The organism is Solibacillus sp. FSL W8-0372 (genome assembly GCF_037969735.1).
GTDB lineage: Bacteria > Bacillota > Bacilli > Bacillales_A > Planococcaceae > Solibacillus > Solibacillus faecavium.
In genome coordinates this window covers 1,163,682-1,189,990 of sequence record NZ_CP150204.1, presented here as the reverse complement: position 1 = coordinate 1,189,990, position 26,309 = coordinate 1,163,682, and the positions used below count along the sequence as shown (strand labels likewise).

General features: G+C 36.7%; 26 protein-coding genes and 1 riboswitch. Of the genes, 7 read left to right on the top strand and 19 right to left on the bottom strand.

What is annotated here, in order from left to right:
• The first annotated feature begins 34 nt into the window (after positions 1-34).
• The gene (locus MKY13_RS05730) at positions 35-538 is read left to right on the top strand and encodes a CarD family transcriptional regulator (protein ID WP_339215709.1); all 504 of its coding nucleotides are present in this window, start codon (positions 35-37) and stop codon (positions 536-538) included.
• Between the two features lie 224 nt (positions 539-762).
• Positions 763-1,272: a DUF3231 family protein gene (locus MKY13_RS05725; RefSeq protein ID WP_339215707.1), complete on the top strand. Its 510-nt coding sequence runs from the start codon at positions 763-765 to the stop codon at positions 1,270-1,272.
• Between the two features lie 124 nt (positions 1,273-1,396).
• Here the strand turns inward: MKY13_RS05725 and MKY13_RS05720 are convergent, their stop codons facing one another.
• The 3 genes from MKY13_RS05720 to MKY13_RS05710 are packed head-to-tail and all read right to left on the bottom strand — an operon-like array spanning position 1,397 to position 4,658.
• Positions 1,397-2,308 (bottom strand): ABC transporter ATP-binding protein, encoded by a 912-nt coding sequence (locus MKY13_RS05720; RefSeq protein WP_339215705.1) that lies wholly within the window; start codon positions 2,306-2,308, stop codon positions 1,397-1,399.
• A gap of 10 nt (positions 2,309-2,318) precedes the next feature.
• Positions 2,319-3,530, bottom strand: coding sequence for an ABC transporter permease (locus MKY13_RS05715; RefSeq protein WP_191698205.1), 1,212 nt, complete (start codon positions 3,528-3,530; stop codon positions 2,319-2,321).
• A 12-nt stretch (positions 3,531-3,542) separates the two neighbouring features.
• The gene (locus MKY13_RS05710; protein WP_339215703.1) at positions 3,543-4,658 is read right to left on the bottom strand and encodes an ABC transporter; all 1,116 of its coding nucleotides are present in this window, start codon (positions 4,656-4,658) and stop codon (positions 3,543-3,545) included.
• Positions 4,659-4,997: 339 nt separating this feature from the next.
• Between MKY13_RS05710 and MKY13_RS05705 the strand changes: the two genes are divergently transcribed.
• Together MKY13_RS05705 and MKY13_RS05700 are read left to right on the top strand one after the other, a co-directional pair.
• Positions 4,998-5,165, top strand: coding sequence for a hypothetical protein (locus tag MKY13_RS05705; RefSeq protein ID WP_339215701.1), 168 nt, complete (start codon positions 4,998-5,000; stop codon positions 5,163-5,165).
• Between the two features lie 730 nt (positions 5,166-5,895).
• Positions 5,896-6,273, top strand: coding sequence for a hypothetical protein (locus MKY13_RS05700; protein ID WP_339215699.1), 378 nt, complete (start codon positions 5,896-5,898; stop codon positions 6,271-6,273).
• Between the two features lie 119 nt (positions 6,274-6,392).
• Here MKY13_RS05700 and glnA read toward each other — a convergent pair whose 3' ends face one another.
• Positions 6,393-7,751, bottom strand: coding sequence for a type I glutamate--ammonia ligase (gene glnA, locus MKY13_RS05695; protein ID WP_339216859.1), 1,359 nt, complete (start codon positions 7,749-7,751; stop codon positions 6,393-6,395).
• Between the two features lie 36 nt (positions 7,752-7,787).
• Positions 7,788-8,174, bottom strand: coding sequence for a MerR family transcriptional regulator (locus MKY13_RS05690; RefSeq protein WP_191698209.1), 387 nt, complete (start codon positions 8,172-8,174; stop codon positions 7,788-7,790).
• Positions 8,175-8,504: 330 nt separating this feature from the next.
• Here MKY13_RS05690 and MKY13_RS05685 point away from each other — a divergent pair, with 330 nt between their 5' ends.
• Together MKY13_RS05685 and MKY13_RS05680 are read left to right on the top strand one after the other, a co-directional pair.
• Positions 8,505-9,368 carry a YitT family protein gene (locus MKY13_RS05685; protein ID WP_191698210.1) on the top strand — a complete coding sequence of 288 codons (864 nt, stop codon included), beginning with the start codon at positions 8,505-8,507 and terminating at the stop codon, positions 9,366-9,368.
• 307 nt (positions 9,369-9,675) lie between these two features.
• Positions 9,676-11,025 (top strand): IS1182 family transposase, encoded by a 1,350-nt coding sequence (locus tag MKY13_RS05680; protein WP_191701905.1) that lies wholly within the window; start codon positions 9,676-9,678, stop codon positions 11,023-11,025.
• Positions 11,026-11,194: 169 nt separating this feature from the next.
• On the opposite strand, the gene brnQ is transcribed toward MKY13_RS05680, so the two are convergent.
• The 13 genes from brnQ to MKY13_RS05615 all read right to left on the bottom strand — a co-directional run bounded on the left by brnQ (position 11,195) and on the right by MKY13_RS05615 (position 25,154).
• On the bottom strand, positions 11,195-12,553 hold the full coding sequence (gene brnQ / locus MKY13_RS05675; protein ID WP_191698211.1) for a branched-chain amino acid transport system II carrier protein: 1,359 nt from the start codon (positions 12,551-12,553) through the stop codon (positions 11,195-11,197).
• Between the two features lie 223 nt (positions 12,554-12,776).
• Positions 12,777-13,352: an ECF transporter S component gene (locus tag MKY13_RS05670; protein ID WP_225231051.1), complete on the bottom strand. Its 576-nt coding sequence runs from the start codon at positions 13,350-13,352 to the stop codon at positions 12,777-12,779.
• Positions 13,353-13,595: 243 nt separating this feature from the next.
• Positions 13,596-13,769: riboswitch (FMN riboswitch) on the bottom strand.
• 108 nt (positions 13,770-13,877) lie between these two features.
• Positions 13,878-15,095 carry a hypothetical protein gene (locus MKY13_RS05665; RefSeq protein WP_191698212.1) on the bottom strand — a complete coding sequence of 406 codons (1,218 nt, stop codon included), beginning with the start codon at positions 15,093-15,095 and terminating at the stop codon, positions 13,878-13,880.
• A complete protein-coding gene (gene sigX, locus MKY13_RS05660; protein WP_191698213.1) occupies positions 15,092-15,625 on the bottom strand; it encodes an RNA polymerase sigma factor SigX in 534 nt (177 codons plus the stop codon). The genes MKY13_RS05665 and sigX overlap by 4 nt, the downstream gene beginning before the upstream one ends.
• Positions 15,626-15,767: 142 nt before the next feature.
• The gene (locus MKY13_RS05655; RefSeq protein ID WP_191698214.1) at positions 15,768-17,543 is read right to left on the bottom strand and encodes an ATP-binding protein; all 1,776 of its coding nucleotides are present in this window, start codon (positions 17,541-17,543) and stop codon (positions 15,768-15,770) included.
• A complete protein-coding gene (locus MKY13_RS05650; protein ID WP_191698215.1) occupies positions 17,536-18,252 on the bottom strand; it encodes a response regulator transcription factor in 717 nt (238 codons plus the stop codon). The genes MKY13_RS05655 and MKY13_RS05650 overlap by 8 nt, the downstream gene beginning before the upstream one ends.
• Positions 18,253-18,376: 124 nt before the next feature.
• On the bottom strand, positions 18,377-19,561 hold the full coding sequence (gene ccsB, locus MKY13_RS05645) for a c-type cytochrome biogenesis protein CcsB (RefSeq protein ID WP_191698216.1): 1,185 nt from the start codon (positions 19,559-19,561) through the stop codon (positions 18,377-18,379).
• A complete protein-coding gene (locus MKY13_RS05640; protein ID WP_339215693.1) occupies positions 19,558-21,216 on the bottom strand; it encodes a cytochrome c biogenesis protein ResB in 1,659 nt (552 codons plus the stop codon). Before MKY13_RS05640 ends, ccsB begins: the two co-directional genes overlap by 4 nt.
• A 13-nt stretch (positions 21,217-21,229) precedes the next feature.
• The gene (gene resA, locus MKY13_RS05635; protein ID WP_191698218.1) at positions 21,230-21,763 is read right to left on the bottom strand and encodes a thiol-disulfide oxidoreductase ResA; all 534 of its coding nucleotides are present in this window, start codon (positions 21,761-21,763) and stop codon (positions 21,230-21,232) included.
• A 106-nt stretch (positions 21,764-21,869) separates the two neighbouring features.
• A complete protein-coding gene (locus MKY13_RS05630; RefSeq protein WP_191698219.1) occupies positions 21,870-22,613 on the bottom strand; it encodes a pseudouridine synthase in 744 nt (247 codons plus the stop codon).
• 215 nt (positions 22,614-22,828) lie between these two features.
• Positions 22,829-23,803: a D-alanyl-D-alanine carboxypeptidase family protein gene (locus MKY13_RS05625; RefSeq protein WP_339215690.1), complete on the bottom strand. Its 975-nt coding sequence runs from the start codon at positions 23,801-23,803 to the stop codon at positions 22,829-22,831.
• Positions 23,804-23,815: 12 nt separating this feature from the next.
• A complete protein-coding gene (scpB, locus tag MKY13_RS05620) occupies positions 23,816-24,403 on the bottom strand; it encodes an SMC-Scp complex subunit ScpB (protein ID WP_191698221.1) in 588 nt (195 codons plus the stop codon).
• The gene (locus MKY13_RS05615) at positions 24,378-25,154 is read right to left on the bottom strand and encodes a segregation/condensation protein A (RefSeq protein ID WP_191698222.1); all 777 of its coding nucleotides are present in this window, start codon (positions 25,152-25,154) and stop codon (positions 24,378-24,380) included. The genes scpB and MKY13_RS05615 overlap by 26 nt, the downstream gene beginning before the upstream one ends.
• Before the next feature lie 202 nt (positions 25,155-25,356).
• Here MKY13_RS05615 and MKY13_RS05610 point away from each other — a divergent pair, with 202 nt between their 5' ends.
• Positions 25,357-25,860: a DUF309 domain-containing protein gene (locus MKY13_RS05610; RefSeq protein ID WP_191698223.1), complete on the top strand. Its 504-nt coding sequence runs from the start codon at positions 25,357-25,359 to the stop codon at positions 25,858-25,860.
• Here MKY13_RS05610 and MKY13_RS05605 read toward each other — a convergent pair.
• On the bottom strand, positions 25,857-26,216 hold the full coding sequence (locus MKY13_RS05605; RefSeq protein ID WP_191698224.1) for a GNAT family N-acetyltransferase: 360 nt from the start codon (positions 26,214-26,216) through the stop codon (positions 25,857-25,859). The two genes, MKY13_RS05610 and MKY13_RS05605, sit on opposite strands and share 4 nt — an antisense overlap.
• Positions 26,217-26,309: the final 93 nt, after the last annotated feature.

Below are 26,309 nucleotides of genomic sequence, written 5' to 3'. Positions count from 1 at the left end.
GATTAAAATTATAATTATCTTTGGAGGCGTATGTATGTATAAAATTGGTGATTTAACGTTTTATAAATCGCATGGTATTTGTCGGATCGATGGCATTACGGAACAAAATTTCACAGGAGAAACTATGCTTTACTATGTTATGCAATCAAAAATCAAACCTGGCGTAACTTTATATCACCCTGTAGATAGCAGTAACTCACAACTTGAGAAACTTTTAAATCATAGCGAAGCAATGGAAATTATGAATTGTTTTTCGAGTGAACCTACCGAATGGAATGACCGTAATACGAATCGTCAAAGAAACCACGCAATCATTTTAAATACGAGTAATCATCTTGAAGCTGCCCAACTAATGAACACGCTCCTACGTAAAGATATTGAATTACAAAAAAACGAAAAGAAAATAACTTCCCAAGATTCTCAAATTTTACAGCAAATTTCAACAATTATTTTGGATGTATTGGAAATTGCTTTAAAACAGCCAAAAGATAAAATCGAGAAGGAAATATACAAAAGAGTTCACGGAGTGCCAGCTTAAATAAAGTTGGTTTTTACATATTGTTTAAGTAAAATAAATTAGTTTAAAAATAATTATTTATGTACGCCAGCTCCCGCCTATGTGAGCTGGCTTTTTCTTTCTAATGAATTTGATATATCTTCTTTGGCACTTCATTTCTTTAATTACATATGAATTGAATTTCTTTTATTGTCTCATACTAACGTTGTTATGAAATTCACCTAATTTTGAAAGGAAGTGTTATTGTGGGTATATTTACCGGCAATCCAAAAGATGAACCTTTACATTATGGAGAGGTTTTCAGCATTTGGACAAGTTTAGCTACAGGTTACGGAATGATTGCGGGATATCAAACTTTCTATAATCACGCAGGTGACCAAGATCTGAAAAAAATTATTGAGGATTTTATTCAATGCGCTAGAGATGAAGTGAAGCAATTGGAAAAAATACTTAAAACAAATGGTGTTGCCCTTCCACCAGCTCCACCAGAACGTCCTGAAGCACGAATCGAAAATATTCCACCTGGCGCAAGATTTAACGATCCGGAAATTAGTGCAACCTTATCAATGGATGCCGCTGCCGGTTTAGTAAGCTGCAGTCAAGTAATGGGTATGGCGATGAGAGAAGATATTGGCTTACTGTTTGCTCAATTCCATACAGCTAAAGCACAACTTGGAGCTAAGCTATTACGCCTAAATAAAGAAAAAGGCTGGCTAGTCCTTCCACCATTACATGTACACCATCCCCTTCATTAATAAAATGACCAATATACTACAGAAGTATGTTCGAATTAAATAGCAGAGTAATGGATTTCCGTTAAATACCTATTTTATTTCGAAAAAAAGCCTTCGTCGTATTGAAATGACGAAGGCTTTTACTTTATACAACTTCGTGATAATAAAGTGCGTATAAATCATTTAATGTCACTTTACCAAATGCAAAGTCCATTACATTATTCTCAACTAAAAAAGCAGTTAAATCACTTAATAGTTGCTGTTCCGAACTTGGAAGATGCAGCAAAGTCATTTCCGTAACCAATGTTTGATGCTTTATCAATGGATACTTTGTTTTCAGCAGAGCTTTAACAGACTCATCCATATTTTTCACACGGATCGTTTTAATTTTTGCCTGACTAAACCCTTCAATAATTTCATTCGTATTGACAAGCTTACCTTCATTAAATAAGAAAATCCGGTCCGCATACTTTTCCAGGTTATCTAATAAATGAGAAGCAATAATAATCATTTTTCCCTCGGCTTTTTTCTTCAATAAAATCTTCGAGATAATTTCCACGTTGTTTGGATCCAGACCGTTCATTACTTCATCCATCATCATAATGTCTGTATTCGCAACAATTTGCATAGCAAAACATAATCTCTGACGCATTCCGAGTGAGTAAGTCCCTGTTTTTTTATTTACATAATGCCCCATATTCAATGCTTCTATTGTTTGATCAATTAGATTTGGGTCCGACTTCCACATCGCAGCGTACATTTTCAAATGTGTCCGTCCGCTTAAATGATTGTACAAGTCGCTTTGGTCCGGCATCATGGACACAAACTGATGAATTTTCACTTCGTTTGATTTACTTGAATAAGTTAAATTACCGTTAAAGAGTACTTTTCCTTTTGTTGGCTGCAAATAGTTCATAATGACATTCATTAGCGTCGACTTCCCTGTTCCGTTTGGTGCAACAAGGCCGATCATTTCTCCTTGATTAAACTTTATCTCAATGTCATTTAACACTGTACGTGTTCCAAATTGCACCGTTATGTTTTGAATATCAATCATGTTACCCCTCCTATTTAATCAATCTAAAGCGCTTCGATAGTGAAATAAGCAATGTTAATACAATGATAATCGCTGCACTCGCTAATAGTAATTTCAAGCCGAGCATGTCGTGTAATCCTTCACTTGTAAAATAGAAATTTTGATATTTCGATACAATATTCCCAACCTGGACATAAGATATTGGAAAATATTCGACATTCCAGAAATAGCCGACACCACGACTTGCGTAAAAGCGATCACCAAAAATAAGTAATCCTCCCACCAACAAATTAAACATTTCTTGGCGGAATATAATACTGCATAATAGTACTGCTGAAACAATTACTACCATCCAAGTTGCTAATAATAAGAAGCAGCGGAATAAAAATATCCCCATAGACATATGGACAAATTTACCTTGCTCATTTGCAATCAATTCATAGCCATAAACAGGAACTGGTAAATCAAGGTTCCCAAAGCCAAATTGGAAGCCAACAATCATCAGACCAACGATAATCGGAATCCATAGAAACACACTGCCTATTAATCCAACAAATACCTTAACCAATAGCCGCTTCCAGTCTGCAATTGGAAAACCCTTTAAAACAGATGGATGACGACGATCCTTCGTTACGATATCAATTGTCAGTAATAGCGTGGCAATTAATAGAATGTATGGTAAAGGTCCCTTCAATAAGCGTTCTAAGGTTTGAAGTGCCGTTCGTTGTTCTAAAATTTCAATCGTTAAATCGTACCATACACGTTTATATGTATCATAACGCTGAAATTGTTCAAAGTAGGCATAGTAAGCTTCCTCTTCAGCAAATCGTCTGTCTTCCATATAATAGCGTGGGTTGTATGCAAGTAATTCGTTACGATAAGTATAGACATTGGTGTAATAGTACCAATCACTCGTTTCATCTGCATAATTACGTAAGTCCCCTTCATCAAGAGCTTGTAGACGTCGCTCATCATAAGGATTCAGGAAACCAAACATACTGACAGCGTGTCCAACAGATTCATGATAACCATATAAACTTTTACCAAACATCGAATCTAAAAACTCCGCACGAGTTAAATACCTCGCCTCAATTTCATCATAGTCTACCTTTTCTATCGGGTCATAAGCCGGCGCAAGTTTAAACGCATAAAAGAGAGCAGCAAATGTCAGTAAAGCGAACACTGCAATATTTTTCTTGCTCGTAAAAAATTGCTTCAATTCAAAAACAAAATATCCCCGCATATCTGTCCCCCCTTACGCTCGATTTATTTTTCCAGTTGAGAAGAAGCGCTGTATAATAACCAGCATCAATACAATACAAATGACCATAAGGATAAGTCCTTGATTCATCGTAATTGTTGTTGACTTTTCTAAATCAACCGGAACACCAGCTAAAATTTCATTAAAGCTCATAAAATTGAACGGATTATATGGAAACAGACTAATCAGTGATGGGAATATAATCGGTAAAAAGAACAAAATAAAGTGAACAAATAAAGTTAAATACATGTTTTTAAGGAGTACATTCAGAATAATCGACAGTAGCATGACAAAAATTGATATAACAATCATGTACAGTACTGCTCGTCCAATATAGGAAATACTTGAAACGAGTGTCGGTTCACCTAAAAACACACGAACAGGTTCCGTAATATCTCCAAAGCCATTTCTAAGACTTAACAACGAACATATAAAGATGAGTGCAATAAACGCGAGCACATAGCCAAATGCAATGACACATTTCGACAGAATGTACTGATCAAACCGCACTGGATAACCTTTCACTAAACTTGTGTGTTCAAAATCATCCAACAAAATTGAGCTCGTGTAAAAGCTAATAAAAATATACCAACCAAAACCAGCAATACTGAAAAAATAAAGTAGGAACGGTATGTATTGTGATAAATCACTGATTGTTTGTTTCTCGGAATCTACCATCTGTTTAAAATACATATAGTTCAGTGTATTTTCTAGCTTAGTAGGCAATAAATCCGCCACTTTATCATAGTCCTCCAGATCAAATGCCTCTTTTCGAAGCTCTGCTGTAGTCATTGAAGCCTCATAATACAACGGATAATTATCCATTGTTAATGCCGCTATTTGTAAGGCAATCGACCTGTTTTGCTTCGTCAAATTTTTAAAAAGATCACTACCATCCCCATCTTCAGAAGCATCCTTTACCTGAAACTTTGACAGGGCTGCGCGACCATTATAAAAATCACTCTTCTTTTCATCTAGCTGCTGTCCAACCTCCTGTGCCTTAATGAAAAACATCATACCAAACACGACAACTACAACAGCTAATAGCGCCACCAAGTTTTTACGATTCGTACGTTCAATCAACAACCCAACTTTTAACGCTCGTAGCATGAATGCAACACCAACCTTTATATTTCATTTTCTGGAAAATTAAGTATCTTATATTAGAATAGTCTAATTATTCGGTATTTACAACACCGAAACTCCCATACCCTAAGTAAAATGCCCCTTAATAGCTAGACAAAACTAACAAGTAAGAGGCATTTTTTCGGTCAAACAAGCATATAAGTTATAAATTACCAGTAATTGTATGCCCTTATTTGAAATAGCGCTATTTTTATGAGTTTGTACCTATCCCTACAATTTGGGCATTAAAACTTTATAAAAATGCTTTTAAACTTTAATTTTTTTGGGAACAACAATAATAGAAACATTAAAGGAGTTTTTTAAATGAACATTTCAAAAATTTTAGGTACTAAATACGCTAATTTAGAAACAGCCAAAGTATTTGTTAAGCCTGGGCAAGTAATCGTTACATATGATGAAAAAACATTTTATATTGTAAAAAAAGACGTGTACAATCAAGTTCTCTCACAGTTAGATTACTCTGCTGCTTAATACTTGAAGAACATTAAACAGACACCCCTCTGACAAATATTATTGTACAGATTAAAGGGCTGTTCTAAATCCAAGCTACGGGCGCAACCGTAGCTTTTTTCTATTTCAAAATATTTTAGCTTTATCTATAATTTATTATTAATTAAGCCAAGTTCATCAAATGTTTCTATAATAGAATCAATTAATAAATCTCTTGGAACGTCTATTATCCCTTTTATAATCTTCAAACTAACTATATGAGTTCACTTTCTTTGACTTCGCATTGATTCCTAACCTTACGCACGAACTTTTATTATTTAGATTGTAATAGAAGGATGGTTCTTCGCTTTCAAAATCGATTAAACAAAGTACCCACGACTCAACTTCCACGTTACCTCTTTCTCCTCTGCCTAATTTATCAATTCCTTTTTGGAATATTTATCTTCTCTGGATGATTTCGGAAAGTAAGGGAATTTTTGTTCTTCTATAATTCAACATTTTATAAATATTTAATGTTTGATATTTAGTCATTGGTTTTTCTCCTTTTAAACATCTTCAACTTAAATTTATTAAGAAACGCTTCTAATAAAATATGTGCCCAGATTATTTCAAGTAGCTATTTAATTAGCAAATAGGCTTATCACCCCCTGAATAATTCATAGTCACCTAAGATATTAGTCCACAGCCTTTTTTAACTAAAGCATAATCTAGGAACGTAAGACAAAATAAATTCGAAAGGAGATGATTATTTATGGCAATTAGTGGAAACTCAAATCAAAACACTGAAGATACTATAGAATTAAACCAATCTCAAAATCAAGGTTTATTAATTCAAAATTCTCATACTGTTGACGTAACTCAAACAGAAGTACAAGGTCTTGTGGTAGTTCAAGCTGCCCTACAAGCTGCTATCGAAGCAGCCATTGTAGTATTAGGCTCGAATGAAAACGCTGATGTAAGCAATCTTCAAAGAATCGCTCAAAATTTAGAAGTTAATCAAACCGAATCACAAAGTGTAACCATTATTGACTCTGATTCAATAACTGTAAGACAAACCGAAGTTCAAATTGACGTAGTAGTTCAGGCAGCCATCCAATTATTAGCTCAGTTAGCTTTAAGAGTCGCTTAAAAGGAACCTACTCTCTTAATTTTTTCAGTACCTATTAATTGTAATGTGCAGCACTTCGATTAGATTGGGGCAACAAAAATGAAAAAAGCGTTGGAGCCTACAGCCCCAACGCTTTTCTCTTAGTACATCTTCATATATTGGTCGCGTTCCCACTGGTGCACAGATGTGCGGAACATATCGAACTCTACTTCTTTCGCCTCTTTGAAATTAGCGTAAATATGCTCGCCTAAAGCGTTAATAATTACTTCATCTTTAGCTAAAGTTGCTAATGCTGCATCTAAAGAACCTGGTAAGCTATCAATGCCGTTTGCTGCACGCTCCTCTGCATTCATTACATATATGTTGCGGTCTACTGGTGCTGGTGGCTCGATTTCATTTTTCACACCATCTAAACCTGCTGCTAAAATTACTGCCATTGCTAAGTATGGGTTTGCTGATGGATCTACTGAGCGTAGTTCAATACGAGTTGATAGACCACGAGATTCCGGAATACGTACTAATGGTGAACGGTTTTTCGGTGACCATGCCACATAACAAGGTGCTTCATATCCAGGAACTAAGCGTTTGTATGAGTTTACTGTTGGATTAGTTACTGCTGTGAAACCTTGAACATGCTTTAATACACCCGCTAAGAAATGTTTAGCTGTTTTTGATAACTGTAGGTCTGCCCCTTCATCCCAGAATGCGTTTTTGTCGCCTTGGAATAACGATAAGTTGAAGTGCATCCCTGAACCGTTCACACCAAATAATGGTTTTGGCATAAATGTTGCATGTAAACCATGTTTACGTGCAATTGTTTTTACGACTAATTTGAACGTTTGGATGTTATCACATGCTTCGATTGCGTTAGCATATTTAAAGTCGATTTCGTGCTGACCAGGAGCTACCTCATGGTGAGAAGCTTCAACTTCAAAGCCCATTTCTTCAAGCTCAAGCACAATATCACGGCGGCAGTTTTCACCTAAGTCAGTTGGCGCTAAGTCGAAATAACCACCGTCATCATTAAGCTCTAATGTTGGATTGCCTTTTTCATCTAATTTAAATAAGAAGAATTCTGGTTCTGGTCCTAAGTTAAAGCCTGTGAAACCAAGCTCTTCCATTTCTTTTAACATACGTTTTAAGTTTGAACGGGGATCTCCCTCAAAAGGTGAGCCATCTGGTCTTGCGATGTCGCAAATCAAACGGGCTACTTTACCTTTTTCAGCCGTCCAAGGGAAAATCATGAATGTATCTAAATCAGGACGTAAATACATGTCAGATTCTTCTATGCGAACGAATCCTTCAATTGAAGATCCATCAAACATCATTTTATTATCTAAAGCTTTATCTAATTGACTTACTGGAATTTCAACATTTTTAATTGTACCTAAAATATCCGTAAATTGTAGACGGATGAATTTCACGTTTTTGTCAGCCACAATTTTTTTGATACTCTCTTTAGTTGCTTTGCCCGCTTTATTAATAACTGTATTTGTCATCATTCAACACTCCCCAAATTATGTTTTTATCTTTTTTTAGAATTGAAAGAAACGCGATAAGTCACCTTGTCGTAGCGAAGTTTTTTGCATACGCTGAGCTTGTTGCATTTCTTCACGAAGTATTGCCCTAAGTTCTGTATCGGACATTCGTACAATGTCAGTATTCGTAACATAGTCCTTCGTCCGCATGGCAAATACCTTTTTTATACCTGCCATATTAATACCCTGGTCAAGTAACTCTCTTATCTCTAATAGGGCATCAATATCATCTAAAGAAAACATTCTCCTATTCCCTTCTGATCTGGCAGGGACGATTAGTTCATGTTCTTCATAGTAACGGATTTGTCTTGCCGTTAAGTCGGTTAGTTGCATAACCATGCTAATCGGTAATAACGGCATCGCTCTTCGAAATTCTCGACTCATCCTATCGCCTCCCTTTCTTGATTTAACTTTAAATCAATGTAAGGTACTTTGTCAATTCAATGTTATAAAAACTAACATACAAATATTAGAACGTTTTAATCGCATAATTCGAACGATTTTAGCGTCTTTATATACATGGCATGTTAGATTTATAAAAAATAAGGAATTTTAGTTCAGAATGTTCGCTACAGGATATTTTTGAAATTAATCACACCACTATTTACATAATTTACTCCTTTTTTAATTAAACTTATTGTTATTGTTAACTTCAAACGTCATGTTGGTTTCATTGTTGTATAATACTAATCATGAGGATCGAGGAGGAAGTTTATGTCAAAGTCTAAACCAAATATTGCAAAGTCCATCGGGCAAAAAATTATAGTTATTTTAGGTGGTTTTATCGCCGCTTACGGATTGGAAGCCGTTTTAATTCCAAATAATGTATCGGATGGCGGGATTACCGGAATTAGTATCGTCATCTCACAAACAACCCCATTAACATTGGGGATGCTAATTGCATTACTCAATATCCCTTTTATTTATCTTGGGTATAAACAAATTGGGAAAAGTTTTGCGATCAATTCAGTTATCGGTATCGCCTCGTTGGCAATCGGGACTTCCCTTATGCATCATGTTCCAACAATAATAGAAGGTGATGCACTATTAATTACCGTTGTCGGTGGTATTATTTTAGGTATTGGTATGGGTCTAGCACTTCGTAATGGTGGTGCATTGGATGGAATTGATATGCTAGCTGTACTGCTATCAAGAAAGCTGCCATTCGGAACAAGCGATTTAATTTTATTTTTGAACTTCTTCGTATTTATCATCGTTTCATTTGTGTTCGGTTTTAAAGGAGCATTATTATCTGCAATCGCATACTACATTGCATCAAAAGTAATTATTATTGTTGAAGAAGGATTAAGCGGTTCGAAAACTTATAAAATTATTACAAGCGAGCCAAACGAAATGGTCGAAACGATTCGCGATCGTTTAGGCCGAAGCGCTACTTTCAATACAGTGTATGGTGCATACTCAAACCAGGAGTTTAGAGAAATCACTTGTGTCATTAACCGTATGGAAGAAAGTAAAATAAAGGCCATCATTCGTGAGGTCGATCCTAAAGCTTTCGTTACTGTTTATGAAGTAGTCGAAGTAAGTGGCGGGACATTCCAAAAGCGAAACATCCATTAATAAAAATAAGTAAAAGGATGAATTAAAAGCATATGCTTTCAATTCATCCTTTCAGACTGTAGACAAACTCGAAGAAATTCGAGTTTGCCTACAGTCTTTTTTGTTTTAAAATAAATTTAAATGATGAAAACCGTTGATTTCCATTCCAGGGGACGCGTTTCGCGGGCGGGTGCCAATCCTCCTCGTCGCTACGCTCCTGCGGTGTATCGGCAGTCCCGCTATTCCCGCAGAAGTCGCCCCTTCCATTCCAATCAACTTGATCTATTCTTTCTAATATAGTTTATCTAAATCAAAGAGGTGTCCCGATATGATGACTAAAAACCAAATGAATGAACGTAATCAATTAGAAATGTTGACGATTGAACAACTTGTCCCAGAAAATCATCTCGTACGTAAATTAGAGGCAGCCATTGACTTTTCGTTTGTATATCCATTAGTTGAAAACTTATATTCACCTTTCGGTAGACCAAGTATTGATCCTGTTGTCTTATTTAAAATGACAATGATTCAATACGTTTTTGGTATTCGTTCGATGCGTCAAACGATTAAGGAAATTGAAACGAATGTAGCGTATCGCTGGTTTTTAGGCTTCGGTTTTCATACAGAAGTGCCTCACTTCTCAACGTTTGGCAAAAATTATACACGGCGTTTTGAGGATACAGATGTATTTGAACAGATTTTCTATCGCATCTTGAAAGAAATTGTGGATGCGGGTTTATTATCAGCTGACCATATCTTTATTGATTCTACGCATGTTAAGGCAAGTGCGAATAAACGAAAATTTGATAAGAAGATGGTTCGAAAAGAGACACGTGCTTATGAAGAAAAGCTACAAGAAGAGTTAAACATAGACCGTGAAAAGAACGGGAAAAAGCCGTTTCCACCGGAGAAGTTTGAAAAGGAAGAATGGAAAGAAATCAAAGAGAGCACAACGGACCCTGAAAGTGGTTACTATGTGAAGGACGAACGGACAAAACAATTTGCCTATTCATTTCATGCAGCGACAGATGAACGTGGCTTTGTATTAGGTACGATTGTGACACCGGGCAATATCCATGATAGTCATATGCTGCAACCGCTTGTTGAAAAGGTCATTCATCGTGTGAAAAAGCCTGTGGCTGTTGCTGCGGATGCGGCTTATAAAACACCTGCGATTACGAACTTTTTATTAGAAAATCAAATGTTGCCTGTTCTTCCTTATACAAGACCGAAAACGAAAGATGGCTTCTTCCGTAAACATGAGTATGTCTATGATGAGCACTATAATTGCTATATTTGCCCGAATGACCAGATGTTGCGCTATACAACGACGACGAAAGAAGGCTATCGCCAATACAAATCGAATCCAGCGGTTTGTGCAGATTGCCCATTTCTAGCACAATGTACGGAAAGTAAAAATCATACGAAAATGATTCAGCGACATATTTGGGCAGATTATCTAGAAGAAGCCGAACATCTTCGTCATCATCATGAAATTAAATCCATTTATGCAAAACGAAAAGAGACGGTTGAGCGTGTCTTTGCGGATGCGAAAGAGAAGCATGGTATGCGATGGACAACGCTAAGAGGCCTTAAAAAATTGTCCATGCAGGCGATGCTTACTTTTGCTGCCATGAACTTGAAGAAACTTGCCACATGGACTTGGCAAGGAGCTTAGATGAGGGCATCTTCCCTCGAAGAGGAGCCCTTTTACAGAACTTCGGAGCCTAATTTGATAAAAGAAATGACAAAAGGCATCGAGAGACGAGCTCTCGATGCCTTTTGTCGACAACCTGAAAGGATGAATTAAAAGCATATGCTTTCAATTCATCCTTTTTTGATTCATGTTATTGATTACCTACAGCATTACTTTTGTCGGTACCCGGAATGCATAAACCAATCACTACCCCAATAACTGCAGGTACGATCCATCCCAGCCCTATCGAATAGAACGGCAAATAATGTGCATAAATTTCAGAAACTGTTGTAAAAGCACTCATTTCAAATGCTGGGACATTATTGATCAATGCATTATAGCCATCGATAACACTAATAAAGAATGTAAATAAAATAGCTGTCGCAAAAACTGATTGTTTATAACCAAACAACGGTCCGAAAAGCGCTAAAATAATTAAGACAATTGCCAAAGGATATAAGAACATTAACACCGGTACTGCATATGTAATAATATTCGTTAATCCGACATTTGCTATAACAAACGATACAATACATAGCAATACAACAAATGCTTTATAGCTCACTTTTGGAAATACTTCATGGAAAAATTCGCTACACGACGTAATCAGCCCAATACTTGTTTTGAGACAGGCAAGTACAATAATAATAGCCAATAAAATCGCACCGTACGAGCCAAAGTAATAATCTGCTACAGCCGCAAAAATTTGACCGCCATTCTCATAAGTTCCTATCGCTGTTACACTCGATGCCCCCATATAAGTAATGAGACCGTATATTAGCATCATAAGAGCCATTGCAAAAACACCTGATTTCCAAGTCGCTTTTGCAATTTCCTTTTTATCAGTAATACCCGTACGCTTGATGGCATGTATCACAACAATACCGAATGCTAGTGAAGCAAGTGCATCCATCGTATTGTAACCTTCTTTAAACCCTGTCATAAACGCCTCATTTATATACGCCCCAGCAGGCTCGACAAAATTGCCCATCGGCGAAAATAAACTAATTCCGATTAATACAAACAGAAAAACTAAAAATGCCGGCGTTAAATATTTGCCGATAATATCCATAATTTTCGCTGGATTTAATGAAAAGTAAAATACGATAGCAAAAAATACAAAACTAAACACTGCAAGCCATAATGTAATTTGTGATGGATCGATGAAAGGTTCGAAACCAACTACAAAAGGCACCGTAGCAGTACGAGGAATGGCAAAAAACGGTCCAATCGTTAAATACAATGCCAACGCAAATAGCAAACCAAATACCGGGTGTACTTTACTTGCTAAATCACGCAATCCATTGCTTCCAGATAAACCAATTGCAAGAATACCTAAAAACGGCAGCCCTATTGCCGTTACTAAAAAACCAATTAATGCAAGCCAATAATTCGTACCTGCTAATTGTCCCATTTGAATCGGGAAGATTAAATTTCCTGCACCAAAAAACATACCAAACAGCATTGTGCCAATAACTGCGTATGTTGAAAATGGTATTTTTTTCTCCATCGTCATCTCTCCTAAAGAAGTCATATCATGTTGGTCTTTTGACGAAATAGCCCGATTTTTCACAACAATGTACATTATGATAACAGTGAATTACTTTGAATTCAATAGCAATAATTATTCCCATATAACTTTATATACATATCCTAACAATCTTCTAGCAAATAAAAAGGAGTTATGTCATAAAATTAATTGTACATGACATAACTCCTCACTGTTTATTAAGTTAAGCTAAATATTGTCTGCGCTGTTGTTCAATCCATACACGCATTGAACGATAAATCATTGTCACGACAACTAGCATCATAATTCCTTTAACAATATTAAATGGTAAAATACCTAAAACTATCGTTTCATACATATCATATTCAAACCCTAGTAAATAAGTATACATCGGCAAGAACGCTACGTAGTTTAATATAGCCATCCCCAACGACATTACAACTGTTGAAACGACTAAGCCTGAAATCAACCCTTTTGCGGAAGGGAATTTTTTATAAATATAGTAAGCTGGTAAAATGAATAATACGCCTGTTGCAAAGTTTGCCATATGACCAACCGGAATTCCTTCTGGCGCCCCTGTATAAATCCAATCAAGTACATTCTTTACTAATTCAACAAGAATGCCCGCGACAGGTCCCATCGTAATCGCCGCAATTAATGCAGGAACATCACTAAAATCAATCTGCAAAAATACAGGAAACCAAGGTAATGGGAAGTTCAATAACATTAAAATGAACGAAATCCCACTTAGCATTGCGATAGTTACAAATGACCGTAACTTCAAAGTTCTCTTTTGCATAGAAATCTCTCCTCTTTGCTGATTCCATCTCGCAAGAAGAAAGGACGTATCAAATCATTCATGAAAAAACCCTTATGCAAAAAAGAGCATAAGGGAGAAATAGGCACACTTAAATAAAAGTCTACTCATGCCTTTGTAGTAACTTCCCTTAAATTTATGTATACGAAAGATATTTCGCTCATAATTAAGGAAATTATTAACGGTACTACAAAGCACGACATTTTCATAAAATGACGACCGTACCTTCACCTTCTCCCATCCAGACTATACTGTCGGCTTTGGAATTTCACCAAATCCTGCACACAAAAGTGGCTCGCGGGCTCGAAAAGTTTTCTGTAACGTCCTCCAATTAAATGGTCAGAGGTTACAACTTTAATTACCGCCGGTCGGGAATTACACCCTGCCCCGAAGATGAATCAATATGAAATTATGCAACAAAATACTTGTTACAATTTCTATTATATATATAAAAACGGAATTGTAAAGACCATTGCTTACAATTCCGAGTAAATTTATTTGAATTGATTAAAAATTATAGAACAATATATTTCCCGAAACTGGCTTCTCTAAAGGTTTCGTAAAGTCAAAGCCACTCCAATTTTCTTGCACAATTTGTTCAAATTTAATTTGCTTATCAAAACTTGAAGCCGTTAATAATAACCCTTCGATCATACGCATCACTTGAGCGGGATCATATTGTTCCAAATCAAGCGCTTGGTCGAATGTTACTGTTACAATATCCCCTTTATCTTCTACTGTTAACGAAACTCCAGGTAAAATGACTGTACGATATATATCATTGGCTTCGGTTGTCATATTATTTATCGCATCCGTTACGTTTGGGAAGGTCATTCGGAAGTTAGGACTTAAATAAACTGCCCCATCCCTCATTTGATACATAAAATAATTATATTGTGTTTGTTCACTTTTCAATGGTATTGACTGTCCCATTTCACCAACATGATCAAAATAAGCGATTTTTCCATTAGCATCTTCAATTTGTACTTCTTCATACGAATTGCCAAATGTATCTACAAGGGAACCGAAATAATTCGATAATGTAGCCGAACTTGTGTCATATCCGTGGTCCTCGGGTAATGTGTGAATAAGTTTATTTCCTTCTTCACGCAATTCGCCTTTTAACGGATGATACTCATTAAATCCAAGCATTTGCTCATCCAGCAATGGACTAAACGTTTTATAAAGCTCCAATGCTGTCGGTTTATCCGTGCCAAGCTTATCAACAACAACTTCATTAGGAATTAAAATACTCACAGGAACACTTTCTGCATCGTCCCCAGCAAGACCAATTTTGAATAAGGTCACGCCTTCAAGCTGGCTTTCATAAATTAAAGTTTGTTGACCTTGTGTATCCATTGAAAAATTAGAAATTGTCGCGGATTCACTTTTTGAAGTTGCATCTCCAGCCCTACTCATTTTGGCACTTTCTTCCGATTCTGTAGTCGCCATATCAAATGTATTTTCCATAGAGATAGACTGATCATTTCCTAAAAACTGTGCACCAATCAAAACTATAATAAATAAGGAAGCGATAGATACTAGAAGCGGCGCCCAGCGAATCCCTTTTTGCGTAGGCTGTTGTATTTGAGGCGGCTCTTCACTAAATGCTCCTTCATCCTTTAAACGATTAAATATTTCATCCTTTGTTCGATGATCGGTTACTTTTGGGGCCTGTTTTAGAAGTTGCTCCAGGTTCTCCTCATCCCAACGCTCCTTTTTCATAATGAATTCGCCTCCTTTCCATCTTGAGCTTCCAATAACTGTCTTAAATTTTTTAATGCCCGGTGCTGCGTCGTTTTTACTTTACCTGTGGTCCATCCTAATATATCAGCCGTTTCCTGTATCGAAAGTTCCTGAAGATAGCGCATAATAATCACCATTTTCTGATCCCCCGAGCATCGTTCCAATGCTAGCAGTAATCGGCTTAGTTCATCGTTTAGTTCCATTGACTGTTCTGGTGAAGGGACAGAGCTTACAAGCTGCTCTGTTTCCCAATCAAATGCGGTAAATGCATGCTTATCCCGAACCTGTTTCTTTCTGAAATAGTCAATTGCCACATTTTTTGCAATTGAGAAAAGCCACGTTTTTTCAGAGCTTTTTCCTTCAAAGCGTTCATACGATTTCAGTACACGTACATACACTTCATGGGAAAGATCCTCCGCCGCTGTACGATTTTTTACTAAATAAAACAGAAAATTAAAAACATCCTGATGATACATATCGTATAATCGATGGAATATGGACTGTTGCACCCATCCCACCTCCGTTCTAATAATTTGTCGTTTTCAAACAGTAAAAGTTACAATACCCTGTAATATTATATGAATAGCTTGTTAAAAATAAAAGTTTATCACTTTGAGAACAAAATGATAAACTTTTCTTACTACAATTTCGTTAAGTTAGTGGTAAATAAAATGTAAAGATTGTTCCTTGTTGCTCCACACTATCTACAGAAATCGTACCGTTATGTGCTTCTACTATATTTTTGGTTATTGCTAACCCTAAGCCTGTTCCACCTTTTGAACGTGTACGTGCTTTATCCGCTTTATAAAAACGTTCAAATACGTATGGTAAGTCATCTTGTGGTATACCTTGGCCAGTATCACTCACTTGAACTTTAGCAAATTTCTGTTCATTTGTTATCGATACTGTAACTGAACCTTCAGCCGGTGTATGGCGGATTGCATTATCGATTAAATTCGTTAACACTTGCTCAATGCGATCTTCATCAATCGGGATAAGCGCATCCTCCGAAAAGTCAGTTTCAAAATGAAGTTGTACATGATTTTCTTTAGCTGTCTGATCAAACTTATGCGTCATGCGTTCGATTACCGACACTAATGGGACATCATCTTTATAAAGACTCATATGACCCGACTCCATTCGTGCTAAATCCAATAAATCCGTAACGAGTCGGCTCATTCGTTGGGACTCATCATAAATAATACGAATCATATCAGTGCGTTCCTCTTCTGTTGTGACAACACCATCTATAATAGCTTCTGAATAGCCTTGCAACATCGCTATCGGTGTTCGCAACTCATGCGAAACATTGGCAATGAAATCCGACTTCAGTTTTTCCAGCTTTGTTTCCTCTGTTTTATCACGTATAACAGCAACCGCACCCCGAATCGAATCTCCGCTATAGAGTGGGCTGATCGTAATACTATAATAAGATTTCCCCATCTGCAACTCTTCGTCCAGCTGATCTTCAAAACTTAGGACATGATCAAGCATTTGATAGAGCTCTTCCGGAATCGGCTTCGAACTGTTTAAACCTTTTTCAACAAACCATTTTTGAAGCAAACGCTCCGCCGGGGGATTACTAACTAAAATTGTTTTATCACGATTAAAAGTGATTACCGAATCTGTCATCGATGTTAAAATACTGGATAATTGCTCTTTTTCCTGATTAATCACTTCCAAATGATGCTTTAATTGACGGCCCATTTGGTTAAAGGCTACTGCCAGCTGACCAATTTCGTCATTCTGTTTTATTTCAATTTTAGAATCGAATCGACCCTTTGCCAATTCAAATGCGTGTTCACGCATGTTCCGTAATGGCAACGTTATTTTGGAAGAAAGGAAAAACGCAAATATTGTCGTCAATATGAATGCAATGGCCGCTGCCAAAAAGACAATTTTCGTTGTTTCATTACTTGTTTGATTTAATGCGTCCGGGTTTTTGTAAATAAATACTGCCCCGTGTAACTCTTCGTCACTTTTTAATGGAAAGCCAAGAACGATATATTTCAAATTTTTATTTTCTTCAATATTCGAAGGCAGGAGAAGCTCTTTAACAATCGGCTCACTTGATTCATAAACTTCCCCTAAATCCTCGTTCGAAATAATATTTTTCTGTATTTCCTCTTTATTCAATCCCTCTTGCATTGAATACAGTACTTCATTTGGATTTTTCGCGATGAGGACATTTGTCGTTTCCGTTAATAACTCGGAGATAATTGCGAATTGTTTATCATCCAATTCATCCTCATCAACAATACTGGCTATAGCTGCCGCAGTTTGTCTCAAGGAAATTTCAGACTGTTCATTATGATAGCTTTCAAGAAACTCCAGCATAAATACCGTGAAAATAAACAGGACAAATGAAACGAGAAGCAAAATGGTTACCCATAGCTTCCCGACAATACTTGTTGCTATTCTAATCATTTACTACCTCAAATTTATAGCCGACACCCCAAACAGTTACAATCATTTTCGCCGCATTTTCAGAGACACGGTTTAACTTTTCACGTAAACGTTTAACATGGGTATCTACCGTACGAAGGTCGCCAAAGAAATCGTAATGCCATACTTCTTTTAGCAGTTGTTCACGGTCAAATACTTTATCTGGTGCTTTTGCTAAAAAGTATAATAATTCATATTCTTTTGGTGTTAAGTTCACTTCTGTACCATCCGCTGTTACACGGTGTGCATCGTGATCAATAGTTAAGTGCGGGAATACAACTAAATCCTTAGATGAAGAAGCATTCGCTACCGGTGAAAATACCGCTGATCGACGTAAAATAGCTTTTACACGCAGCACAACTTCGCGCGGACTGAACGGCTTAACAATATAGTCATCAGCTCCCAGTTCAAAACCTTGAACACGGTTTGCTTCTTCTCCTTTTGCTGTTAACAAAATAATCGGTGTTGTTTTCTTTTCACGCAGCTCAGCGCAAACTTCTAAACCGTCTTTTTCAGGCATCATAATATCCAGTAAAATACAATGATAATCTTTTTCTAGCGCCATTGAAAGTGCTTGTTCTCCGTTTTCTGCTTCTTCTACTGCGTAGCCTTCGCGTTCTAAATACATCTTTAATAAACGTCGAATGCGGTCTTCATCATCTACAATTAATACAGAAATATTTTCAGACACTGATGTTGCCCCTTTCAAAACTCTTCTCTTTCTCTACTCCATTGTACCTTTTAAAAGTACAATTGAAAAGAAAAGCTCAATCAAAATGATTGAACTTTTATAACTTTATGATATTTTAATAAACTTAAGCGTAAGAGTGTAAACCAGCAATTACTAAGTTTACGACAACTAAATTAAATAGAATGATTAGGAACCCTATTACCGTTAACCAGGCAGTCTTTTTGCCTTCCCAGCCTTTTGATAGGCGTAAATGTAAAAATGCTGCATAGAACAACCATGTAACAAGCGCCCAAACTTCTTTTGGATCCCAGCCCCAGAAACGTCCCCATGCTTTTTGCGCCCAAATCATCGCAAAAATCAGTGCTCCAAGCGTAAATATTGGGAATGCAATTAAAACTGTACGATATGCGATTTCATCCATCAATGTAGAGTTTACTCGCTTTACCAACGGCTGGAACATTGTTGCTACCTTTCTTCTAAAGATGAGACGGATCAAAATATAAATCACCGTACCAAATAGAATGGACCATACTACTGTTGTTAATTTTCGTGCATCAATTAGTGCAGGCAATTCTACTAATGGTGTCATGCGATCTTCTGTTAACTCTACATACTCATTCATGCCAAAGATTGGCGGCATCAAATATGTTGAAGTGCTTACTTTATCCAAAGTATCGACATATTCATACTTCGCTTCATAATCCATGACATTGAATGTTACCGTTGCTGCCACGAAACCTACAATTAATACACAGCAGAACATAACCGTTTCAAGCCAAAAGCTCTCTTTTGAGCGTTCATTCATATTTACATTTTTCAGTAAATAAATTAGACCCGCTACCGCACTGATTCCAAAAATGGATTGACCTATTGCTGCCGTAATTACATGAATTGTTAACCAGTGACTTTGTAATGACGGTACTAACGGACTTACCTCTGTCGGGAACATTGAAGCATAGGCAATGATTAGGAGTGCGATTGGTAAAGCTACTACACCTAATGCCGACACTTTATACATAAAGAAAATGACAATGAACGATAAGATGATGAACATACCGAATGCTGTCGTAAATTCAAACATATTACTAACTGGTGCATGTCCTGTATAAATCCAACGTGTTATGAAATAACCTAATTGTGCAACAAAACCGATAATTGTAACGGTGATTGCCAATTTACCGTATTTGTCTGCTCGACTCGCCGCTGTATCATTTTTTTCTTTAATTGCTCCTCCAAATAGGAATGTGCCAAACAAATAACAAAAAAATGCAACATACAGTAAATAACCACTTAAATCTATTAAACTCATAAGGTTTTACCATCCTTTTCTGTTTCAACATGTTCACTATTTTCCGATTCCAGCTGATCTACGTATTGTGGTAAATGGGCATGTTTCTTTAAGGCCTCTAAATCCTTCTTCATACCAAACCAGTTTTTGTTTGTATGGGCTGCTAAACGAACTGTACCATCTTCCAATTGTTCAATCCAAATACGACGGTGATTCCAATACGAACCGATTACTACACCGATCATAAAGATAATCGCTCCAACTATAAGTAGAGGAATTGTGCGGTCGTATCGGACCATTAAGCCCGACATGTGACGTGTTTCTACATTGGAAAACTTCATTTTATACATGTTGTTACCTTCAGGCTCTAATGTTTGCTGAATGGCTACAAAACTCGTTTCTCCTTCTGGTTTCTCAGGAGTACTCATTTTAAATATAAATGCCGGATTATTCGGTGTTTGTGTTGCAGTTTGCGGCACACCTTCCTTAAACCCAGAAAAATCAGGATAGAAGCCCATTAATTCTACTTTAGCTCCGTTATCCAATAGGTATTCGTCTTGAGGATTTGTTAAATCTATACTAACTTGCCCAAGTGATTCTTCAGTTTCTTTAAGTGTTAAATCAAAAACCATTGTTTTAATTTCATTCAGCCTGAAGTCCATTTGATAAACCGCATAACCTTCATGCTTTAATGGATGATTCACTCGAATATTATATTGCTTTACTTCTTCTAAATCTTCAGCTTGTCCGGGAACAGCATTTTCCTTTTGTTTATATAATGTAACATCCGTTTGATAATTTTTCGCCACTACGTTAATTCCTTGTTTAATCTGCTCACCTTGTGGATCGTTATCGTATGTTTCCAATATAAATTGGTCATTTTTCAAAAAATAACCATCCATACCCGGAATTGCCCGTGTTTCTCCTTCACGTAACCAGATAGACTCATCTACGTAGAAGCCAGGAACTAAATGAAGCATAACAGCTATTATAAATATGATAAGTCCAACATGATTTATATAAGCGCCGTAACGAGAAAAACGTCCACGCTCTGCCAATATTGCGTCATCTTCACGGCGGACATTATATTTTAAATTTTTTAAAGTTTGTTCTACAAGCTGTAATGTTTGGCCAGTATCCTCACCCGGTTTACCTTCACTGTAGATGCGCTGACGCTTCATAAAGCTTGTATGTCTTTTCACTCGTTGATTCTTTAAAGACTTATGTAATGGAATACCACGGTCAATACTCGCAATAATAATGGACACACCTAGCATTAATACAAGTATTTGGAACCAAAGGGAAGAATAGAGATCCGATAAACCTAACGCATAATATATTTCCCCAAACCAGCCATATACATCTGAATAGTATTTTTCCTTCTCTGCATCAGTCGCTACACTAACGTAAAACTCCTGCGGTAAAATCGTCCCGATAGAAGCTGCCACTAAATTTATTATGATAAGTGAAATACCGACCTTTACACTCGAGAAAAAATTCCAAATTTTATCAATAATCGATTTGTTGTAAGTTTTTGAACGAATGGCTGTCCCTTCGTACCGCATGTCTGCAATTTTTTTGCTTTTTTCCTCCATTGTTAAAGGAGATCCACATTTTTGACAGAGATTAGTACCTTCAGGATTTTCATGCCCGCATTCACAAAGTATTATATTCATTGCGTTAAAACTCCTATTCCGGCTTTATTGACTCCATATACTGCGCGATTTTTTCCTCGCTCATTTCACCAGTTATAATACGGTCAACAGTACCATCTGGTTTAATAAATATTGATGTAGGAAGAGGTCCAATGCTGTAGGCTGTAAATACGCTTTTCGTTTTGTCGATTGCAACCGGGAAGTTCATCCCCATATTGGCAACATACTTCTTAACTTCAAACTCAGATTGGGCGAAATTGACAGCAATAATCTGTACACCTTTATTAGCAAATGCTGTGTATTGACGAGTCATAGCAGGGAATTCTCGTTCGCATGGTTCACACCAAGTTCCCCAAAAATTTAAAACGACACCTTTTCCTTCGTAATCTTTTAATCTATGTTTCTCACCATTCAAATCTACTACTTCAAAATCAGGCGCCTGTGCCCCTGCTTGTACTATTTCTATTTTATCTTTCGTTACAGCACCATAAATGGTATATCCGATTGCTATTGCTAAAATTGCTAGTATAATGCCACGTGTCACAGAACGTTTTCTTTTTTTATCCAAACAAAAAACCTCCTTCCTTTTAGCAACTACTGTTGCCTATTATAGCAAATAATTACAAAATGATAATTCTTTTAATTATGAATGATTTATGAACGTTTCCACTATTTTAATTGTTGTAATCTAATTTTCCTGTTTCAGCCAGTACGCGCAACAGTTTTACTTCATGCTTTGTTAGCTGACGATATTCACCAGGCGACAATCCTGTTAGATCCAAAAATGCAAAGCGCTCACGTTTTAACTTCACAACCGGTGTCCCAATCGCTTCGAACATACGACGCACTTGACGGTTACGCCCTTCATGGATTGTGATTTCACAAATTGCTTTTCCGGCACTTTCATCAAAGCTTGTCATACTTACTTTTGCTGGAGCCGTTTTCCCGTCTTCCAGCTTAATGCCATTTTGAAGTTTCATTAGCCCTTGCTTTGTTGGAATCCCTTTAACACGTGCAATATATGTTTTATCTATTTTAAATTTAGGGTGAGTCATTAAGTTTGAAAAATCCCCGTCATTTGTTAATAGTAGTAAACCTGTTGTATCATAATCCAAACGACCTACCGGGAAAATCCGTTGATGAACATGCTTTTTGAAAATATCTGTTACTGTTTTACGACCTTTATCATCTGTTACAGCTGAAATATAGGCACGTGGTTTATATAATAGGAAATATACTTTATCCTCTTTTTCAAGCTTTACGCCTTCTACTTCTATCGTGTCCGAGTTCGAAACCTTTGTTCCTAGCTCTTTTACCACTACTCCATTAACTTTTACTTTACCTTCTACGATTAATTGCTCTGCTTTACGTCGTGATGCAACGCCTGCATATGCAATCACTTTCTGTAATCTTTCCATAAGTTCACCTCATTGATTGATAAACTGCAAAGACGCACGCTTCTACAGCATTCGAATTTGCACTTTTCCTTTATTGCTATAAATATTTTGAAGAAAATTAAATCTATAACTCGTCATCCACAACACGTACGCCATAAATTTCCTTAACGAATAAAAATTATGGCATACTTTCAATACTTATTAAAGAAATTTCACTTTTCAAACAATACGTTCGATCACCTTATCGTGACTAATTTGGAGGCGACAAGTACATCATCTGCATATAAAAGCCAAACACCTCTATTTGAATCCTTAAGTCTTGAAATCTTTACGATGTGCTGGAAGTTTGGCCGTTCTTTCTTATGAAGAAGCATTTGTAATGGTTCATCTAGTTCTATCGACAATCCATTTGCATTGTATTTCCCTGTTTTCACAATTGTTTGCTGCTCAAAATTCTGGTCAATAAAATCCGCCAAATTACGGTGGACATTCCAGTCATTTCCTTCATTAATCGTGACGACAACAAATGATTTTTGTTCCCGTTCGAAAAATGTTGCAAGTGTGCGCCCCGCTACTTTTGTATAACCAGTTTTCCCGGCAATTGCGCCAACTTTTTCATGCATAAGGCGGTGCTTATTTTTCCACTGTCTACCATCCGAAAAATGTTGTGTGGAAGCAATTTTCTTAAACTCCGGATTCTTCATCGCAATTTGCAGCATTTTAGCCGTATCATATGCAGAGGAAAGGTGGACTTCATTGTGTAACCCTGTTGGATTTGTAAATGTCGTTTCTTGCAGACGGTAAAGCTGTGCCTTTTCATTCATTAGCTTCACAAAGCCTTCAACTGATCCACCAACATGTTCTGCCAATGCAGTAGCTGCATCATTTCCTGACTGCATCATTAAACCGTGTAGCAGATAGTCAATTGTATATGTCTCATTTTCAATTAAATAAATGGACGATCCTTCTACCATTGAAGCTTCCTTTGAAATAACCACTTCATCGGAAAGGTCACTATTCTCCAAAACAACTAATGCAGTCCAAATTTTAGTTAAGCTGGCTATCGGCAATCGGGCATGCTCATTGACCCCCATTAATGTTCGGCCGTTTTCCGCATCAATGACAACATAGCTATTACCCGCAGCCTCAATTTGCGTAGAATTGCTAAATAATACAAACAACATAACAATAGATACAAACCACTTTTTCAACAAGTCACTCCTTTAATTTTGATTAAATGTTTCCTGGAACTTCGTTAAAAATAAATCTGTAGGCTGATCATCTTCCTGATCGACTTCTTCCGGTAATGGCGGCAACTCATTAATATTTTTCAAACCAAAATAATTTAAAAATTCTTTTGTCGTTCCATATAAAATTGCACGCCCTGTCCCTTCAGCGCGCCCTACTTCCTGTACAAGTGCACGTGAAACTAACTTGGCTATTGGTCGTTCACTCTTCACACCCCGAATATTTTCCAGCTCGGCGCGTGTAATTGGCTGCTTATAAGCTATAATCGCCAATACTTCCAAAGAGGCTGCAGTTAATACTTGGTTTGTCGGATTTTCAATCAGCTTTTTCAATGTGTCGTTTACTTCTGGCTTTGTTGTTAATTGATAAGTACCAGCAAGTTGTTTTAAAGCGATTCCGCGTTTTTCATCATCATTGTACTGAGATTGAAGTTCGCTTAATCCTGCCTCTATATCCATTGCTTCCACTTCTATATATTGTGCCAGTTGTTTTATGGTCATACCTTCATCACCTGCTACGAATAACAGTGCTTCGATTCTACTCAGTAATTTGTTCGAATTCATCGTCTATGTCCTCCTTTTGCAGTAATACCGATAAATCATCGAAGTTGTTTTGTTGTTCAACAATAACGATTTGGCGCTTCATCAATTCTAATAATGTTAAAAAGGTTAAGACAAGCATTGGTTTATCATCTGCTTCAAACAATTGTGTAAACATTACTCTTCCGCCTGAACTTTTCAAAATATTTACAACAGAGCGCATCTGGTCTTTTACAGAAATCTCCTGCCTTGCTACTCGTGTAGACAATGGCTTTCTCAATTGTTTACGGCGCATTAGTTTCTGAAACGCACTTAGCATGTCATAAACATTCACATTCTGATCAAAAAGCACCATTTGTTCATCTGGCATAAATTCGGATAAATCACTTGGCGCTTTTGTAAAGACTTGCCCGCGTTCTGTTTCCAACTCCTGAAGTTGTACAGCTGCTTCCTTATATTTTTTATATTCGATTAAACGAGCGACAAGCTCTTCACGGGGATCGGCTTCATCCACTTCGAGTTCCGCGGTATCGATCTCACCTTCGTTAATGGGAATAAGCATGCGGCTTTTAATAGCTAATAATGTAGCCGCCATTACTAAATATTCACTTGCTTCGTTTAATTCCAAAGTTTGCATCGCATGGATATGATCAATATACTGTTCTGTTAACTCCGACATCGGAATATCATAGATATCAATTTCCAAGCGATGAATTAAATGTAATAATAAATCTAGCGGCCCACTAAAGGCATCCAGTTTCACTTCGTAAGACATAAAATACCACCTATCCTAATCAATTGCGCCTCGATTGCTTTTCAGGAAAAAATATAATGCTGGAAAAGTTGAACCGAAATTTATCATAAATATGTAAATTAAGCTATAATTGAAATTTGCATTTACTAGTTATTTTTATTCGACACGGTTCTACAAATTAAAGCAGAACCTATTTAATTAGTATAGATGAAAGGAGAACACAATGCATCCTTTGTTTCACCCACTGTTTATCGATTATTGTGCATATTTTAATGGCAATGAGGACTACTTTGAATGTCATGAAGTATTGGAAGAGTATTGGAAAGAGATTGCCCCAAAAGAAAAGTTTCATCCGCTTGTTGGCTATGTACAACTTGCGACAAGTATGTACCATTGGCGAAGGGAAAACTATAATGGTGCAACACGTATGATGAGTAAAGCAGTCTTAAACTTTGAAAAAAATAGAGATAGCCCATTTTTCGATTACATTGATTTCAAGGAACTCCTTACAGTTATGAAAAATAGACTGCGAAAAATGCAGACAAATGAACCGTTTCTGAAATTTACACTACCTCTTGAAAACGAGCAGCTTCAAACATTAGTTCAACAAAAAATAAGTATATGTACGCCTATGGACGCACACTTTATTTTCAATAAACATATGCTTCGAGACCGTACAGAAATACTTGAAGCAAGACAAATAAAAAAAAGAAGTCGACTGAACTAGTCGGCTTCTTTTAATATAGTTATACACTTTTGGACAAATGCACTTGTATCTTCGTTTGGCTGAATATTTTTGAATCCCATCTCTTGGAGCTGACGCAGCATTGTTAATGCAATACCTTCTCCACGATAGGATGGAATGACAGTAATATGTTGAATTGTTGTAGTATCATCCTCTTCCGCAATTCCTACTGCCCCCACATATTCTTCACCTTTTTTCCATAAAAAAAGTGTCCAATTTTCATTTTGCTCATAGTGATGAATGGTCTCCATTAAACGTTTAATGTCTTTTTCCTGAGGCATTAACGAAATTAATCCCATTGCAATCTTTTCAAGTGCTTTTTTATATCTTACTAACATTTTAACATTCCCTCAATTCTACCATTGCAAATCCTAACAAAAGTCCAGTGGAAATGCAATAACACAATTTTCCAACGTCTAATGTAAAAGGCA

Excerpts from the sequence above, each read along its gene's own strand:
- MKY13_RS05685 (WP_191698210.1), top strand. The coding sequence starts at position 8,505 with ATGTCAAAGTCTAAACCAAATATTGCAAAGTCCATCGGGCAAAAAATT.
- MKY13_RS05630 (WP_191698219.1), bottom strand. The coding sequence starts at position 22,613 with ATGGAAAGATTACAGAAAGTGATTGCATATGCAGGCGTTGCATCACGA.
- MKY13_RS05605 (WP_191698224.1), bottom strand. The coding sequence starts at position 26,216 with ATGTTAGTAAGATATAAAAAAGCACTTGAAAAGATTGCAATGGGATTA.
- MKY13_RS05670 (WP_225231051.1), bottom strand. The coding sequence starts at position 13,352 with ATGCAAAAGAGAACTTTGAAGTTACGGTCATTTGTAACTATCGCAATG.
- MKY13_RS05705 (WP_339215701.1), top strand. The coding sequence starts at position 4,998 with ATGAACATTTCAAAAATTTTAGGTACTAAATACGCTAATTTAGAAACA.
- MKY13_RS05720 (WP_339215705.1), bottom strand. The coding sequence starts at position 2,308 with ATGATTGATATTCAAAACATAACGGTGCAATTTGGAACACGTACAGTG.
- MKY13_RS05655 (WP_191698214.1), bottom strand. The coding sequence starts at position 17,543 with ATGATTAGAATAGCAACAAGTATTGTCGGGAAGCTATGGGTAACCATT.
- MKY13_RS05680 (WP_191701905.1), top strand. The coding sequence starts at position 9,676 with ATGATGACTAAAAACCAAATGAATGAACGTAATCAATTAGAAATGTTG.
- glnA (WP_339216859.1), bottom strand. The coding sequence starts at position 7,751 with ATGACAAATACAGTTATTAATAAAGCGGGCAAAGCAACTAAAGAGAGT.
- MKY13_RS05665 (WP_191698212.1), bottom strand. The coding sequence starts at position 15,095 with ATGAAAAAGGAGCGTTGGGATGAGGAGAACCTGGAGCAACTTCTAAAA.
- MKY13_RS05700 (WP_339215699.1), top strand. The coding sequence starts at position 5,896 with ATGGCAATTAGTGGAAACTCAAATCAAAACACTGAAGATACTATAGAA.
- MKY13_RS05715 (WP_191698205.1), bottom strand. The coding sequence starts at position 3,530 with ATGCGGGGATATTTTGTTTTTGAATTGAAGCAATTTTTTACGAGCAAG.
- MKY13_RS05710 (WP_339215703.1), bottom strand. The coding sequence starts at position 4,658 with ATGCTACGAGCGTTAAAAGTTGGGTTGTTGATTGAACGTACGAATCGT.
- MKY13_RS05615 (WP_191698222.1), bottom strand. The coding sequence starts at position 25,154 with ATGTCTTACGAAGTGAAACTGGATGCCTTTAGTGGGCCGCTAGATTTA.
- MKY13_RS05610 (WP_191698223.1), top strand. The coding sequence starts at position 25,357 with ATGCATCCTTTGTTTCACCCACTGTTTATCGATTATTGTGCATATTTT.
- scpB (WP_191698221.1), bottom strand. The coding sequence starts at position 24,403 with ATGAATTCGAACAAATTACTGAGTAGAATCGAAGCACTGTTATTCGTA.
- MKY13_RS05730 (WP_339215709.1), top strand. The coding sequence starts at position 35 with ATGTATAAAATTGGTGATTTAACGTTTTATAAATCGCATGGTATTTGT.
- ccsB (WP_191698216.1), bottom strand. The coding sequence starts at position 19,561 with ATGAGTTTAATAGATTTAAGTGGTTATTTACTGTATGTTGCATTTTTT.
- brnQ (WP_191698211.1), bottom strand. The coding sequence starts at position 12,553 with ATGGAGAAAAAAATACCATTTTCAACATACGCAGTTATTGGCACAATG.
- MKY13_RS05640 (WP_339215693.1), bottom strand. The coding sequence starts at position 21,216 with ATGAATATAATACTTTGTGAATGCGGGCATGAAAATCCTGAAGGTACT.
- MKY13_RS05690 (WP_191698209.1), bottom strand. The coding sequence starts at position 8,174 with ATGAGTCGAGAATTTCGAAGAGCGATGCCGTTATTACCGATTAGCATG.